Origin of the sequence: Streptomyces sp. NPDC051684, assembly GCF_044453445.1 — a bacterium.
Classification (GTDB): domain Bacteria; phylum Actinomycetota; class Actinomycetes; order Streptomycetales; family Streptomycetaceae; genus Streptomyces.
On the sequence record NZ_JBITCS010000003.1, the window covers coordinates 222,685 to 238,128 of the forward strand.

Below are 15,444 nucleotides of genomic sequence, written 5' to 3' on the forward strand. Positions count from 1 at the left end.
GCTGCTGGCTGCTTGCTGCTACTCGAATCCCGAGTGCCGCTGAACTAGGAAGTTCAGTGGGTCTCGGGACGGAGGACCTTGGTCCGGAGGACCGACTCGTTCAGGTTCATCTGGCGGTCGAGCTCCTTGACGACCGCAGGCTCGGCCTGCAGGTCGATGACCGAGTAGATGCCCTCGGGCTTCTTCTTGATCTCGTACGAGAGCCGACGACGGCCCCAGGTGTCGACCTTCTCCACCTTGCCGTTGCCCTCACGGACAACGGACATGAAGTTCTCGATCAGGGGGGCGACAGCGCGCTCCTCCAGATCGGGGTCGAGGATGACCATCACCTCGTAGTGACGCATGTGGAACCCACCTCCTTTGGACTCAGCGGCCACGGTCGTTCCGTGGCAGGAGGGTTGTTATGCGTGAGCAACGGTATCGGCCACCACTGACAATCGGGTCCCGCCGAGCGGATCCGCCCTGATCAGTGGAGTGAGCCCCTGGTCGGGGGCATGTACAGACACCGGTGCAGACCGTACAGACTACCCGCACCTCTGCTTCCGGTTGAAATCCGGCAGCCAGGGGACGCAATCTGTACACATCGGGTGTGTACGGCGCTACAGTGCGCCGCTTCCGCAGGAGGTGCCTCATGGCACAAGTAATGCGTCCCAACAGCACCGCTTCCTCCTCCCTTTTCGCCACGGACGGCAAGCCCCACCCGCTGCCGGACACCCTGCTCGGGGTCACCGTGGTGCTCGGAGCGATCGCGATCATCACCTCTCTCTGGCCCGGGCTCCATCTCCTCAGCTCCTGGGCCGGCCTCGTCGGCATCCTGACCGGGGCCTACGGCCAGTTCGTCTCCGAGACCACCCGGGAGCGGTTCGGCCTGATCCTGGGCCTGGGAGCGTCGGCCATCGGCTTCTTCATCGGCATGGCCCATGGAGGCCTCTTCGGCGGGGTCATCGGCTGAGGCGGGCCGCTTCGAGCGGTCCCCTCGGGGCCACCTTCACCACCGACCTCCCATACGGCCGGTCGGGGCGCTCGCAGGGCGCAGTAGGCTTCGGCGCGAGAGCCGGAGCCCCTGTACCCATGGGGACACACCAGCCCGAGGAGCGCCCCGAATGAGCCTGACCCTGAGGACCATCAGCCGAGAGCAGCATCTGGCGTACATCCAGAGCCTGCCGTCGGCCAGCCACATGCAGGTCCCCGCATGGGCAGACGTCAAGGCGGAGTGGAACTCCGAGCACCTGGGCTGGTTCGACGAGCGCACCGGCGAGATGGTCGGTGCGGGCCTTGTCCTGTACCGCCAGCTCCCCAAGATCAAGCGCTACCTCGCGTACCTGCCCGAGGGCCCGGTCATCAATTGGTACGCCCCGAACCTCGAAGAGTGGCTGCGCCCGATGCTCGCGCATCTGAAGCAGCAGGGCGCCTTCTCCGTGAAGATGGGCCCGCCGGTCATCATTCGCCGCTGGGACGCGCCCTCCATCAAGAAGGGCATCCAGGACGCGGACGTGAAGCGCCTGCGCGACATCGAGGCGGATCACATCGAGCCGCGCGCCTTCGAGGTCGCCGACAAGCTCCGCCGCATGGGCTGGCAGCAGGGCGAGGACGGCGGCGCGGGCTTCGGCGACGTACAGCCGCGCTATGTCTTCCAGGTGCCGCTCGCCAACCGCTCCCTCGAAGAGGTCCACAAGCAGTTCAACCAGCTGTGGCGGCGCAACATCAAGAAGGCCGAGAAGGCCGGCGTCGAGGTCGTCCAGGGCGGCTACCAGGACCTCGCCGAGTGGCAGCGCCTGTACGAGATCACGGCCGTGCGCGACCACTTCCGGCCGCGCCCGCTGTCGTACTTCCAGCGCATGTGGACGGCCCTCAACAACGAGGACCCCAACCGCATGCGGCTCTACTTCGCGCGGCACAACGGCGTGAACCTCGCGGCGGCCACGATGCTCGTCGTCGGCGGGCACGTCTGGTACTCCTACGGCGCCTCCGACAACATCGGCCGCGAGGTGCGCCCGTCCAACGCCATGCAGTGGCGGATGCTGCGCGACGCCTACGCGCTCGGCGCCACCGTCTACGACCTGCGCGGCATCTCCGACTCCCTGGACGAGACCGATCACCTCTTCGGCCTGATCCAGTTCAAGGTCGGCACGGGCGGCCAGGCGGCCGAGTACCTGGGCGAGTGGGACTTCCCGCTCAACAAGCTGCTGCACAAGGCGCTCGACATCTACATGTCGCGGCGCTGAGCGCCCGGCACAATTCACGTAACTACGTACTCCCCACGGAAAGGTTCCGGGACCGGCCATGGCGCTCACGCTCTACGTCGACACCGCGCGCTGGCGGGCACACCACAAGCAGGTGCTCGAGCAGTTCCCGGGTCTCGTCCCCGTCTGCAAGGGCAACGGCTATGGCTTCGGCCATGAGCGCCTCGCGGAGGAGGCGACCCGCTTCGGCACCGACGTCCTCGCCGTCGGGACCACGTACGAGGCCGCCCGGATCAAGGACTGGTTCAGCGGTGACCTGCTGGTCCTGACGCCGTTCCGGCGCGGCGAGGAGCCCGTCCCGCTGCCCGACCGCGTCATCCGCTCGGTCTCCTCCGTCGACGGCGTGCACGGCCTCGTCGGCGCCCGAGTCGTCATCGAGGTCATGTCCTCGATGAAGCGGCACGGCGTCACCGAGCAGGACCTGCCGCAGCTCGCGCACGCCATACAGGACGTGCGTCTCGAGGGCTTCGCGATCCACCTGCCGCTCGACCGCACCGACGGCACGGACGCCGTCGAGGAGGTCATCGGCTGGATGGACCGGCTGCGCGCGGCCCGCCTGCCGCTGCACACCATGTTCGTCAGCCACCTGAAGGCCGACGAACTGGCGCGCCTGCAGCAGCAGTTCCCGCAGACCCGCTTCCGCGCGCGCATCGGTACGCGGCTGTGGCTGGGCGACCACGAGGCGACCGAGTACCGCGGCGCCGTCCTGGACGTCACGCGCGTGGCGAAGGGCGACCGGTTCGGCTACCGCCAGCAGAAGGCCCCCTCGGACGGCTGGCTGGTGGTCGTGGCGGGCGGTACGTCGCACGGTGTGGGCCTGGAGGCCCCGAAGGCCGTGCACGGCGTCATGCCGCGCGCCAAGGGCGTCGCACGGGCCGGCCTGGCGACGGTGAACCGGAACCTGGCGCCGTTCGTCTGGGCGGGCAAGCAGCGCTGGTTCGCCGAGCCGCCGCACATGCAGGTGTCGATCCTGTTCGTGCCGTCCGACGCCCCCGAGCCGCAGGTCGGCGAGGAGCTGGTGGCCCATCTCCGGCACACCACCACGCAGTTCGACCGGATCGTGGATCGCTGAGCACGTCCCTGCGTAGGACAGTCGCTACGGAGGACATACGAAAGCGGGCCGGGCGCCATGAGGTGCCCGGCCCGCTTTTCGTCGCCTTCAACGAGCGGGTCCGCTCAGAGTGAACCCTCCGGTGTCCGGCCCCAGTCGACCGCCGGCAGCCCCTCCATGACGTGGGCGGCGTGCCGGTGCCGCCGCGGACGAGCCGCCTGGCCCAGCACGAAGACGTCCTTGGCGCCGTCCAGAACACCCCCCGTGGGGTCGTCCTCACCGGAGCGGCGCACCACGTCCCGGTCGGGCAGCCAGATGTCCCGCACGATGACCGCGCAGAGATAGAGCGTGCCCAACAGGTGCGCGGCGACCACCAGTTGGTACCCGTCCTCGGGCAGCCCCTGATGCTTGTCCCCGCTCGTCGTGTACGCGAGGTACAGCCAGATCCCCAGGAAGTACGCGACCTCGCACGCCTGCCAGATGAGGAAGTCGCGCCACTTGGGGCGCGCGAGCGCTGCGAGCGGGATCAGCCACAGGACGTACTGCGGCGAGTAGACCTTGTTGGTGAGGATGAAGGCCGCGACCACCAGGAACGCGAGCTGTGAGAAGCGCGGCCGACGCGGTGCGGTGAGCGTCAGCGCCGCGACGCCCAGGCAGGCGAGGATCATCAGCGTCGTGGCCAGGGTGTTGACGACGTTGGTGTCGAGGGGCGTGTCCCGGTGCTGCGAGATGATCAGCCAGAACGAGCCGAAGTCGACTCCGCGCTCCTGGCTGAACGTGTAGAACTTCGACCAGCCCTGGGGCGCCAGCATCATCACCGGCAGGTTCACGGCCAGCCACGCGACAGCGGCGCCGAGGGCCGCCCTGCCGAACTCCCGCCACCTGCCGGCCCGCCAGCACAGCACGAAGAGCGGTCCGAGCAGCAGCACCGGATACAGCTTGGCGGCCGTCGCGAGCCCGAGCAGCACACCGAACGCGAAGGCCCTGCCCCGCGACCACATCAGCATCGCGGCCGCTGTGAGCGCCACCGCGAAGAGATCCCAGTTGATGGTGGCCGTCAGCGCGAAGGCGGGTGCCAGGGCGACGAGCAGGGCGTCCCAGGGGCGCCTGCGGTGGGTGCGGGTGACGCACACGGCGATCACCGCCGCGCAGATCATCAGTATCCCGGCGTTGACCATCCAGTACACCTGCTCCTGGTGCTGGATGGAGCCGCTGCCGGGCGTCAGCCACGCGGCGACCTCCATGAACACACCGGTGAGCACCGGGTACTCGAGGTAGTCCATGTCGCCGGAGAGCTTGTCGAAGTACGGCACGAGGCCGTCGGCGAAGCCGCGCCCCTGGTAGAGGTGCGGGATGTCCGAGTAGCAGGCGTGGGTGTACTGGGAGCTGGCCCCGTAGAACCAGGCGCCGTCGTAGCAGGGGAACTTCTGGACCATGCCGAGCGCGAACATGCCGAGCATGACGAGTGCGATGACCCGCGCGGGCGTCCACCGGGAAGCCCCGAGCAGGGCCCGTCGTCCGATGGGACCGCCGATGAACTCGGCTCCGGCGGCCGCGACCTCGTCCTCTCTCGTCGGCCGTACCTGCTCCGGCTCAGGCTGCTGCGGATTCGTGCTCGTCGTCTCTGCACTGGGCATGCGGCACATCCTGCCGTACGAGGCTGAGAACGGGGCGAGGGCCGCCACACCCGATGGGTGTGACGGCCCTCGACTGCCGTCGAACGCACCGTGTTTCACGTGAAACACGGTGCGTTGTGGCCGGGTCGGCTACTTGTCCGGGCCTCCGAAGAGGGCGCCTCCATTGCCGTTGCCCGGGCCTCCGGAGTCGTCGGTACTCCCGTCGGTCGGTGTCGACGAGGCACCGCCGTCGGTCGCGCCTCCGGTGTCCGTGCCCCCGGTGTTCCCACCGTTCTCGTTCTTGCAGGCCCAGTCCCAGTTGCTGCACGTCTCCGTGGGCGACGGGGACGGCGACGAGCTCTCGCTGGTCGACGGGGACGGCGAGGCGGTCTCCGACGGAGTCACCGTGGCCGACGGGGTCGGCGTGGGACTCGGGGTCGCGCCCACGATCTGTCCGATGGGCTCCGGCGCCGGGAACGGCTCGTTCGGCTGGCCCCTCAACGCCTGCGCCATGTAGTCGTGCCAGATCTCGGACGGGAACGACGCACCGTGGATCTTCTCCTGACCACCGGTGCCGTACATCTCCAGGAACTTGCGGTTCTGGGACTTCTCGTTGTCGTCCATCCGGTACATCGTGATCGCGGTGGACAGCTGCTTGGTGTAGCCCACGAACCAGGCCGACTTGTTGCCGTCGGTGGTGCCGGTCTTGCCGGCCACGTCGCGGCCCGGCAGCCGCGCCGCCGTACCCGTGCCCTTGTCGACGACGGTCTTGAGGACGTCGGTGACGTTGTCGGCGACCTTCGTGTCGAAGGCGCGCTTCGGCTTGGTCTCGTGCCGGAAGACGTTCTCGCCCTCACGGTCGACGGAGGTCACCGAGTACGGGTCGTTCTGCTGGCCGCTGGTCGCGAACGTGCCGTAGGCGCCCGCCATGCGGATCGCGCTCGGGTCGGACGTACCGAGGGAGAACGAGGGGTAGTTGGAGTCGGCGAAGCTGTCGTCCAGGATGCCGGCCGACTTCGCGGACGCCCGCACCTTGTCCAGGCCCACATCCATGCCCAGCTGCACATAGGCCGAGTTCACGGACTCGCGCATGGCCTCGCGCAGATCGATCTGGTAGCTGGGCCTGTTGTACGACTGCTTACCGTCGTTGGTCTGGTTCCACTGCTTGCCCTTCTCGTTGGTCCAGATGTCCCCCTTCCAGTCCTTGATCTTGAGCCCGTTCTTGCCGCTGTACAGGCTCTTGGGGGAGGCGATCCTGCGCTGGCTCGCGTCCTGGATCTCGGGGCCGTCCGGGTTCCTCACGCCGTACTTGAAGGCCGCCGCGAGGACGAAGGGTTTGAAGGTCGAACCGACCTGGGCACCGGTGACGTCGGCGTTGTTGGTGAAGTGCTTCGTGGCGTCCTCACCGCCGTAGATCGCCTCGATCGCGCCGGTCTTGGGGCTGACGGAGGCACCACCGAACTGGACGTGCCGGTCCACGTACTTCCCGTTGACCTTGCGGTTCTTCTCGAGGTTCTCCTTGCGGACCTTCTTCACGGCGTCCTCGAGCTTCTTCACCTTGTTCTGGTTGAACGTGGTGTGGATCTCGTAGCCGCCCTTTTGCAGGTCGTCCTCGGTGATCTTGCCGTTGCTGTTCTTGACAGCGTTCGACTTGGCGAGGTCGACGAGGTAGCCGGTCTGGCCGCCGAGCTGGGCGTTGGAGCGCGGGCTCTCCAGCTTGGGGAAGCTCTTGAACTGTGCCCGGCGGCTCTGACTCAGTCGCCCGTCCTTCGTCTCCTCGTCGAGGATCCACGACCAGCGTTTCGTGGCGCGCTCGCGGTTCTTCTGCGGCGTCGCGTTGACCGGGTCGATGCCTGGCGAGCCCGCCGGGTCGTAGTACGTGGAGCCCTTGAGCACGGCCGCGAGGAACGCGGTCTGGCTCTCGTTGAGCTTCGTGGCGTCCTCGCCGAAGTAGGCGCGCGCCGCGGCCTGGATGCCATAGGCACCGCGCCCGTAGTACGCCGAGTTCAGATAGCCGGCCATGACGTCGTCCTTGTCGACGGTCCGGCCGACCTTTATGGAGACGAACAGCTCCTTGAGCTTTCGGGCCACCGTCTGCGACTGGTCGTCCAGCATCGCGTTCTTCACGTACTGCTGGGTGATGGTCGAGCCGCCCTGCGTCTCGCCGCCCTTGGCCATGTTGAACACGGCACGGGCGATACCCATCGGGTCGACGCCCTTGTCCGTCTCGAACGTCTTGTTCTCCGCCGACATGACGGCGTAGCGCATGGACTTCGGGATGTCCTCGTACTTGATGATCTGGCGGTTCGTCTCACCACCGGTCGCGACCATCTGTTTGCCGTTGGACCAGTAGTAGACGTTGTTCTGCGCCGTCGCCGTCTTGGCCGGGTCGGGCACGCCCACCAGCGCGTACGCGATACCGGCCGCGACCATCATGCTGCCGAACAGGCCGACGCACATGCCGGTCACCAGACGCCAGGACGGCACCCAGCGGCGCCAGCCGTGCTTGTACGCACGCGGGTAGTCGACGAACCTCTTTTTCTCGGGACCGCCGTGACCCGCGCCGTACGCGCCGCCGGAACCGCCGCCACCGCGGCGACCTCCACCGCCGCCTCCGGCGCCATCGGCCGACCTGCGCCGACTGCCGCGCTGAGCGGCTCTACGGGCTTCGGCTCGGCCTCCCCACGGGCGATCCTCTGCCGGACTCCCGTGCGGGCCCGTTGAACTCGGGGGGTCATAGGAAGCGGCGGGCGAGGCGGAACCTCCACGCGGTGCCGCACGGCGGCCCGATGGTGCTCCGGATGCTCCGCGACGGGCCGCGCGCCCACCGCCCTGCGGCTGCGGCGGTTTGCGACGATGCTCGCTCATCGAACGACTACTCCTCGGGCAGGCGCGAGGTCGCGCGCCTGGAAACGGCGTCGGGTTTCCGGTCCCCCCGGAGTACGGATGCGCCCCTCTCGGCACTCACCCGCACTACACCGAGGACGACGACGCTCACAGGCGTCACTTGGTTCCCGGTGGTCTGCATGGCGGACAGACTACGCACCGTCAAAACCCTCCTAGGGCCGAACTTCACCCCAAATCAGGCAACTCGATTCCTACGAATCGGTGATGTGACGCCGTTCACCGTGATCGCACTTGCCGCAGCCGAAGAGCAGTTCTATCGTCGGGATGTATCGAGTCGATACATCAGCTCGACATAAAGAGTCGATACAAGGGACCGCAGCAGAGAGGGGGCGACGATGAGCCGACGCTCAGGCATCCTCGAGTTCGCCGTACTCGGCCTGCTCCGCGAGTCCCCGATGCACGGCTACGAGCTGCGCAAGCGACTCAACACTTCACTCGGAATCTTCCGAGCCTTCAGCTACGGGACGCTGTACCCCTGCCTCAAGACGCTGGTCGCCAACGGCTGGTTGATCGAGGAGCCGGGCTCAGGACCCGATGACACCCCCGCGACTCCACTCGCAGGGCGTCGCGCCAAGATCGTCTATCGATTGACGGCGGAAGGTAAGGAGCACTTCGAGGACCTGCTCTCGCAGACCGGCCCCGATGCATACGAGGACGAGCACTTCGCCGCGCGCTTCGCCTTCTTCGGGCAGACATCGCGGGACGTGCGCATGCGCGTCCTCGAGGGCCGTCGCAGCCGTCTGGAGGAGCGCCTCGAGAAGATGCGCATCTCCTTCGCCCGCACCCGCGAGCGCCTGGACGACTACACGCTCGAGCTGCAGCGGCACGGCATGGAGTCCGTGGAGCGCGAAGTGCGCTGGCTGAACGAGCTCATCGAGAGCGAGCGCGCGGGCCGTGACCAGCGAAGGTCAGGGCCGGGGGACGCGGCTCAGCAGGACACATCTGGAGAGACGGGCGGCCTGCCCCGGCACCGGGACAGTACCCGGCCGGATCCGTCCGACGACACCGCCACGTGAAGTCCGGTCAGGACTTCACCGAGTACACACAGGGAGCAACCGGAATGGGTTCGGTTCGCGTAGCCATCGTCGGCGTGGGCAACTGCGCCGCCTCGCTGGTGCAGGGCGTCGAGTTCTACAAGGACGCCGACCCGGAGACCAAGGTCCCGGGCCTGATGCACGTACAGTTCGGCGACTACCACGTCGGCGACGTCGAGTTCGTCGCCGCGTTCGACGTCGACGCGAAGAAGGTCGGCCTGGACCTCTCGGACGCCATCGGCGCCTCCGAGAACAACACCATCAAGATCGCCGACGTTCCGAACAAGGGCGTCGAGGTCCAGCGTGGCCACACGCTCGACGGCCTGGGCCGCTACTACCGCGAGACGATCGAGGAGTCCTCCGAGGCCCCGGTCGACGTCGTCCAGATCCTCAAGGACAAGCAGGTCGACGTTCTCGTCTGCTACCTGCCCGTCGGCTCCGACGACGCGGCGAAGTTCTACGCCCAGTGCGCCATCGACGCCAAGGTCGCGTTCGTCAACGCTCTGCCGGTCTTCATCGCCGGCACCAAGGAGTGGGCGGACAAGTTCACCGAGGCCGGTGTCCCGATCGTCGGCGACGACATCAAGTCGCAGGTCGGCGCGACCATCACGCACCGCGTGATGGCGAAGCTCTTCGAAGACCGCGGTGTCCGCCTCGAGCGCACGATGCAGCTCAACGTCGGCGGCAACATGGACTTCAAGAACATGCTGGAGCGCGACCGCCTCGAGTCGAAGAAGATCTCGAAGACGCAGGCCGTCACCTCGCAGATCCGCGACCGCGAGCTGGGCGAGAACAACGTCCACATCGGCCCGTCCGACTACGTCGCGTGGCTCGACGACCGCAAGTGGGCCTACGTCCGCCTCGAAGGCCGCGCCTTCGGCGAGGTCCCGCTGAACCTGGAGTACAAGCTCGAGGTCTGGGACTCCCCGAACTCCGCGGGTGTCATCATCGACGCCCTGCGTGCCGCGAAGATCGCCAAGGACCGCGGCATCGGCGGCCCGATCCTCTCCGCGTCCTCGTACTTCATGAAGTCCCCGCCGGTGCAGTACTTCGACGACGAGGCCTACGAGAACGTCGAGAAGTTCATCAAGGGCGAGGTCGAGCGCTGACCCCGTCCTGAAGGACGGTCCGGGTGTTTCACGTGAAACACCCACCCTCTGAAGGCTGTTGAGGCCCCCGGCTCGCACACGTTGTGCGAGCCGGGGGCCTGCCTCGTATGTGAGGCTGTGCCCCATGGCTGTCGTCCGCGACCTGCGCGTACTCCTGCGCCTGCAAGATTTTCGGCGTCTGTTGACGTTGCGGCTGCTCTCCCAAGGAGCGGACGGCGTGTACCAAGTGGCCCTCGCCACCTACGTGGTGTTCTCGCCGGAGAAGCAGACAACGCCCACCGCGATCGCTTCGGCCATGGCCGTCCTGCTGCTCCCGTACTCCCTTGTGGGCCCGTTCGCAGGCGTCCTCCTCGACCGCTGGCGACGTCGGCAGGTCTTCCTCTACGGGAACCTGCTGCGGGTGCTGCTCGCCTCCGTGACGGCCGCCCTCATGCTGAGCCACGCCCCGGACTGGCTCTTCTACGCGTCCGCGCTGTGCGTCACCGCGGTCAACCGCTTCGTTCTGTCCGGGCTCTCGGCCGCACTGCCCCGCGTCGTGGACTCCGAGCGCCTCGTCATGGCCAACTCCCTCTCACCGACCGCGGGGACCCTCGCGGCGACCCTGGGCGGAGGCCTCGCCTTTGGCGTGCGGCTGATCGCCGCGGACTCCGACGCCGCGGTCGTGCTCATCGGGGCGCTGCTGTACCTGTGCGCCGCGCTCGCGTCCCTACGCATGGACGCCCAGCTCCTCGGCCCCGACCCGGACTTGATCCAGCCACGCCTGGGAGCCGCGGTGACCGGCACCGCCCGGGACCTCGCCGCCGGTGTCCGTCATCTGGCGGCGCGTCCGCCCGCCGCGCGCGCTCTTGCCGCCATGACGGTGATGCGGTTCTGCTACGGCGCCCTGCTCGTCATGGTGCTCATGCTGTGCCGATACGCGTGGTCATCCACGGAGTCCGAGAGCCTGGCCCTGCTCGGCCTCGCCATGGGGGTCTCGGGGGCCGGCTTCTTCGTCGCGGCGACCATCACCCCGGCGGCCGTGGGGCGGTTCGGCGCGGCGGGGTGGATCGTCCTCTGCGCCGGCGCCGCGTCCGTACTGGAGCTGGCGCTGGGGCTCACCTTCGAACCCGCGCCGATCGTGCTGGCCGCGTTCGTTCTCGGCCTGACCACACAGGGCGCGAAGATCGCCACCGACACGGTCGTCCAGTCCTCCATCGACGACGGCTTCCGCGGCCGGACCTTCTCCGTCTACGACGTGCTGGTCAACGTCTCCTTCGTCGGCGCGGCCGGGGTCGCGGCGCTGATGCTGCCGCCGGACGGCCGCTCGGTCCCCCTCGTGGTCCTGGTGGCGATCCTCTACGGAGCGACTGCTCTGACGTTGCACAGGCGGCGGCGTTTCACGTGAAACAGCGCACCCTCCGATATGTGTAGGGGAACGCGTCGGGCTCTGTTTCACGTGAAACAGAGCCCGACGCGTTCCGCACGTCTCAGTCCTGAGAGCGGTCCGCCCACCACTCCTTGAGCGCCGACACCGCCGCGTCGTACTCCATCGGCCCGTTCTCGAGGCGCAGCTCCAGCAGGAACTTGTACGCCTGCCCGATCACGGGGCCCGGGCTGACGCCGAGGATCTCCATGATCTGGTTTCCGTCAAGATCTGGCCGGATCGAGTCCAGCTCCTCCTGCTCCTGAAGCCGCTCGATGCGCTCCTCAAGGCCGTCGTACGCGCGCGACAGCGCATTGGCCTTCCGCTTGTTGCGCGTCGTGCAGTCGGAACGGGTCAGCTTGTGCAGCCGGCCGAGGAGCGGCCCCGCGTCCCGTACGTAACGACGGACAGCGGAATCCGTCCACTCGCCGGTGCCGTAGCCGTGGAAGCGCAGGTGCAGCTCGACGAGGCGCGAGACGTCCTTCACCAGGTCGTTGGAGTACTTGAGCGCGGTCATGCGCTTCTTCGTCATCTTGGCGCCGACCACCTCGTGGTGGTGGAACGAGACGCGGCCGTCCTGCTCGAAGCGACGTGTGCGCGGCTTGCCGATGTCGTGGAGCAGCGCGGCGAGGCGCAGCGTCAGATCCGGCCCTTCGGTCTCCAACGCCATGGCCTGCTCGAGCACGATCAGCGTGTGGTCGTAGACGTCTTTGTGCCTGTGGTGCTCGTCACGCTCGAGGCGCAGAGCCGGCAGCTCGGGCAGTACGGAATCGGCCAGACCCGTCTCGACGAGCAGCATCAGGCCCTTGCGCGGGTGCGCGGAGAGGATCAGCTTGTTGAGCTCGTCACGTACCCGCTCCGCGGAGACGATCTCGATGCGGCTCGCCATGGCCTTCATGGCGGCGACGACCTCGGCAGCGACCTCGAAGTCGAGCTGAGCGGCGAAGCGGGCGGCCCGCATCATCCGCAGCGGGTCGTCGGAGAAGGAGTCCTCCGGGGTACCGGGGGTGCGGAGCATCCGCTCGGACAGATCGCTGATGCCGCCGTACGGATCGATGAATTCCTTCTCGGGGAGCGCCACGGCCATCGCATTGACGGTGAAGTCCCGGCGGACCAGATCCTCTTCGATGGAGTCGCCGTACGACACCTCGGGCTTGCGCGACGTGCGGTCGTACGCCTCCGAGCGGTAGGTCGTGACCTCGACCTGGTAGCCGTCCTTCTGGCAGCCGACGGTGCCGAACGCGATCCCGACCTCCCACACCGCATCGGCCCACGGGCGGACGATCTTCAGCACGTCCTCGGGGCGGGCGTCGGTGGTGAAGTCCAAGTCGTTGCCGAGCCGGCCGAGCAGTGCGTCCCGCACCGAGCCGCCGACCAGGGCGAGGGAGAACCCGGCCTCCTGGAACCGGCGGGCGAGATCGTCAGCGACAGGCGATACCCGCAGCAGCTCACTGACCGCGCGGTGCTGTACCTGGCTCAGGGTGCTGGGGTTGTCTTCATTGGCGTTCGGCACAACAGGACAGGGTACGTGGCCCGGGCGCCCCGGACCGAACCGTTTGCCGGGCCCGCGACAGGAGCACACCGGCGGCCCCCTACTCTTGCCCCCACGATCAAGCCGGGCAGACCGTGGCACTCAGCCACAGCACTCCTCGTTACCATGCGTGGACACATCTGCGACCACCGACGACGACGAGGGACGGACGACCACGTGGCCGAGGCGGCAGACTTCCCAACGGTGAGTCCCTCACCTGCACGGCGACTGCTGCGGCGCACCGGGGCCCTGCTCGCGGCTGCGCCGCTCCTGGCGTCGCTGCCGCTGCTGCCTGCCGCGACCCCGGCCGGTGCCGCGACCCCGACCACCGCCGCATCGAGCGCGACGGGGACCAGCACGGTCGCCGTGGCCGTGAACTCCCTCTCGCCCAGCGCGCCGACGGACGGCGACACCGTCACGGTCAGCGGCAGAGTGACGAACAACGGCAAGCAGACGGTCACCGGCGCCCACGTGGGCCTGCGGGTCGGCGCGTCCTACAGCAGCCGCACGACCGTCGACGAGGCCGCGAAGAGGGGCACGGGCGGCGCCGCGGACGGCACCGAGGTCTCCCGCAAGTACGGCAAGAAGCTCCCCAGGCTCGCACCCGGTGTCACGCAGGACTTCACGCTGTCCGTCCCGGTCAAGGCACTGCACCTCGGCGCCGACGGCGTCTACCAGCTGAGCGTCGCCCTGATGGGGCAGACCGCCGCGCAGCCGTACCAGCAGACGCTCGGCATCCAGCGGACCTTCCTGCCCTGGCAGCCGAGCGGTGCCGACACGAGCACGAAGACGACGGCCCTGTGGCCGCTGATCTCCGATTCCCATCTCACCGCCGAGACGGGGGCGAACGAACAGCAGACGCCGGTCTTCGACGACAACGACCTGGCGAAGCAGATCGGTCCGGGCGGCCGCCTCCAGCAGATGCTGGCCCTCGGCAGCGAACTCGACGTGACCTGGGTGATCGACCCGGACCTGCTGGCGTCGGTCGACGCCATGACGGAGCCGTACAAGGTCAAGGGGCCCGGCGGGAAGCTCAGGGCGGGCAGGAACCAGGCGAACGCCAAGCAGTGGCTGAGCGACCTGGAGACCGCGGTGCAGGGCCAGAAGGTGGTCACGCTTCCGTTCGCCGACCCGGACCTGGCGTCGCTCGCGCACACGGGCACGAAGGTCACCGGCTCCCTCGGGCACCTCAAGGACGCCACGGACGCAGCCAACCTGACCGTGCAGACGATCCTGCACACCAAGCCGGACACGTCGTACGCGTGGCCCGCGGAAGGCGCCGTCGACCGGGACATCGTCAAGGTCGCCACGTCCGCGGGCGCCGACAAGATCATCGCGCGCAGCGACCACTTCCCGGAGACGGGCGGCCTGACGTACACGCCGTCCGCCGCCCGTCCGATCGGCGGTGGCGCCTCGGCCGTGGTCGCCGACGGCCGCCTGTCGACCGCTTTCCAGGGCGACATGACGGTCGCCGAGAACTCCACGCTCGCCGTGCAGAAGTTCCTCGCGCAGTCCCTGATGCTGAACAAGCAGACGGACAAGCAGCGCAGCGTCGTCGTGGCTCCGCAGCGCATGCCCACCGCGAGCCAGGCCCAGACCATGGCCAGGGCGCTGCACGCGTTGCAGGAAGGCACGTGGACGCAGCCCCAGACCTTGTCGGCCGCGGTGAAGGCGAAGCCCGACCCCGCCGCCACCACGCGTGTCCCGCGCGCGTACCCCTCGTCGCTGCGCAAGCAGGAGCTGCCGCAGTCGGCCTTCGAGCAGATCCAGGCGACCCAGCGCGACCTCGAGAACTTCAAGGTCGTCCTCACCGACCAGTCCCGCGTGGTGACACCGTTCGGCCGCGCGTTGGACCGGGAGATGTCGACGTCGTGGCGTGCCGAGTCGGGCACGTCGGGGAAGTTCCGCGACGGCGTCTCCTCGTATCTGTCGGGCCTCGCCGAACAGGTGGCGTTGATCGACAAGTCCGAGGTGAAGCTCTCCGGGCGCAGCGCGACGATCCCGGTGTCGGTGCAGAACAACCTGTGGCAGGACGTCGACCATCTGACGCTGCGCCTCACCTCGGGCAACGGCACGCGCCTCAAGATCGGCGGCGACACCTTCCAGGACCAGGAAGTGAAGATCGCCAGCGGACACAGTCAGTCCGTGAAGTTCACGACCACGGCCAAGGCGACGGGCCCGATCTGGGTGCACGCCCAGCTGTACACGCAGGACGGTGCCCCCTATGGCGAACCGCTCGCCTTCAAGGTCGACGTCACCGAGGTCACCCCGACCGTGATGCTCGTCATCGCCGGCGGTGTCCTGCTGCTCGTTCTGGCCGGGTACCGGATGTACCAGCAGCGCAAGCGCGCCGTCGCCGCGCAGCCCGGCAAGGACGCCCCTGAGGGCGACTCCGCGGCCGCGGACGACGAAGAGGCCGACGAGCCGGCGGGCGACTCGGCAGCCCCCGCGCGGGCAGACGTTCCGCAGCAGCCGAGTGACCCGACGGCTGACACCGCTCCGGAAAGCACGGACCCGTCGGGCACGGGTGAGAGAGTGGACCGTTGAGCGA

The 15,444-nt window shown here is 68.2% G+C and carries 11 protein-coding genes; 7 read left to right on the top strand and 4 right to left on the bottom strand.

Translation table 11 applies throughout. The features are described 5' to 3' along the window. Positions 1-53: 53 nt before the first annotated feature. Complete coding sequence (rpsF, locus tag ACIA8D_RS05290; RefSeq protein WP_164559357.1) at positions 54-344, bottom strand: 30S ribosomal protein S6; 291 nt, start codon at positions 342-344, stop codon at positions 54-56. Positions 345-631: 287 nt separating this feature from the next. Between rpsF and ACIA8D_RS05295 the strand changes: the two genes are divergently transcribed. From ACIA8D_RS05295 to ACIA8D_RS05305, 3 genes are all read left to right on the top strand, one after another. Then, positions 632-952, top strand: coding sequence for a hypothetical protein (locus tag ACIA8D_RS05295; protein WP_399228854.1), 321 nt, complete (start codon positions 632-634; stop codon positions 950-952). 151 nt (positions 953-1,103) lie between these two features. Next, positions 1,104-2,225 (top strand): peptidoglycan bridge formation glycyltransferase FemX, encoded by a 1,122-nt coding sequence (femX, locus tag ACIA8D_RS05300; protein ID WP_399228856.1) that lies wholly within the window; start codon positions 1,104-1,106, stop codon positions 2,223-2,225. A 58-nt stretch (positions 2,226-2,283) separates the two neighbouring features. Beyond that, positions 2,284-3,315 (top strand): alanine racemase, encoded by a 1,032-nt coding sequence (locus tag ACIA8D_RS05305; protein WP_385759010.1) that lies wholly within the window; start codon positions 2,284-2,286, stop codon positions 3,313-3,315. Positions 3,316-3,419: 104 nt separating this feature from the next. On the opposite strand, the gene ACIA8D_RS05310 is transcribed toward ACIA8D_RS05305, so the two are convergent. Both ACIA8D_RS05310 and ACIA8D_RS05315 read right to left on the bottom strand, forming a co-directional pair. Further along, on the bottom strand, positions 3,420-4,931 hold the full coding sequence (locus ACIA8D_RS05310; protein WP_399228859.1) for a glycosyltransferase family 87 protein: 1,512 nt from the start codon (positions 4,929-4,931) through the stop codon (positions 3,420-3,422). A 129-nt stretch (positions 4,932-5,060) separates the two neighbouring features. Continuing rightward, a complete protein-coding gene (locus tag ACIA8D_RS05315; protein ID WP_399228860.1) occupies positions 5,061-7,778 on the bottom strand; it encodes a transglycosylase domain-containing protein in 2,718 nt (905 codons plus the stop codon). Between the two features lie 374 nt (positions 7,779-8,152). Here ACIA8D_RS05315 and ACIA8D_RS05320 point away from each other — a divergent pair, with 374 nt between their 5' ends. The 3 genes from ACIA8D_RS05320 (at position 8,153) to ACIA8D_RS05330 (ending at position 11,344) form a co-directional block, all read left to right on the top strand. Next, a complete protein-coding gene (locus ACIA8D_RS05320; RefSeq protein ID WP_399228862.1) occupies positions 8,153-8,833 on the top strand; it encodes a helix-turn-helix transcriptional regulator in 681 nt (226 codons plus the stop codon). 44 nt (positions 8,834-8,877) lie between these two features. Further along, on the top strand, positions 8,878-9,960 hold the full coding sequence (locus ACIA8D_RS05325) for an inositol-3-phosphate synthase (protein WP_399228863.1): 1,083 nt from the start codon (positions 8,878-8,880) through the stop codon (positions 9,958-9,960). 124 nt (positions 9,961-10,084) lie between these two features. Further along, entirely contained in the window at positions 10,085-11,344 is a 1,260-nt protein-coding gene (locus ACIA8D_RS05330) for an MFS transporter (protein WP_399228865.1), read from the top strand. Positions 11,345-11,426: 82 nt separating this feature from the next. On the opposite strand, the gene ACIA8D_RS05335 is transcribed toward ACIA8D_RS05330, so the two are convergent. After that, a complete protein-coding gene (locus tag ACIA8D_RS05335; RefSeq protein ID WP_399228866.1) occupies positions 11,427-12,875 on the bottom strand; it encodes a CCA tRNA nucleotidyltransferase in 1,449 nt (482 codons plus the stop codon). Between the two features lie 195 nt (positions 12,876-13,070). Here ACIA8D_RS05335 and ACIA8D_RS05340 point away from each other — a divergent pair, with 195 nt between their 5' ends. Continuing rightward, entirely contained in the window at positions 13,071-15,440 is a 2,370-nt protein-coding gene (locus tag ACIA8D_RS05340; RefSeq protein ID WP_399228868.1) for a DUF6049 family protein, read from the top strand. Positions 15,441-15,444: the final 4 nt, after the last annotated feature.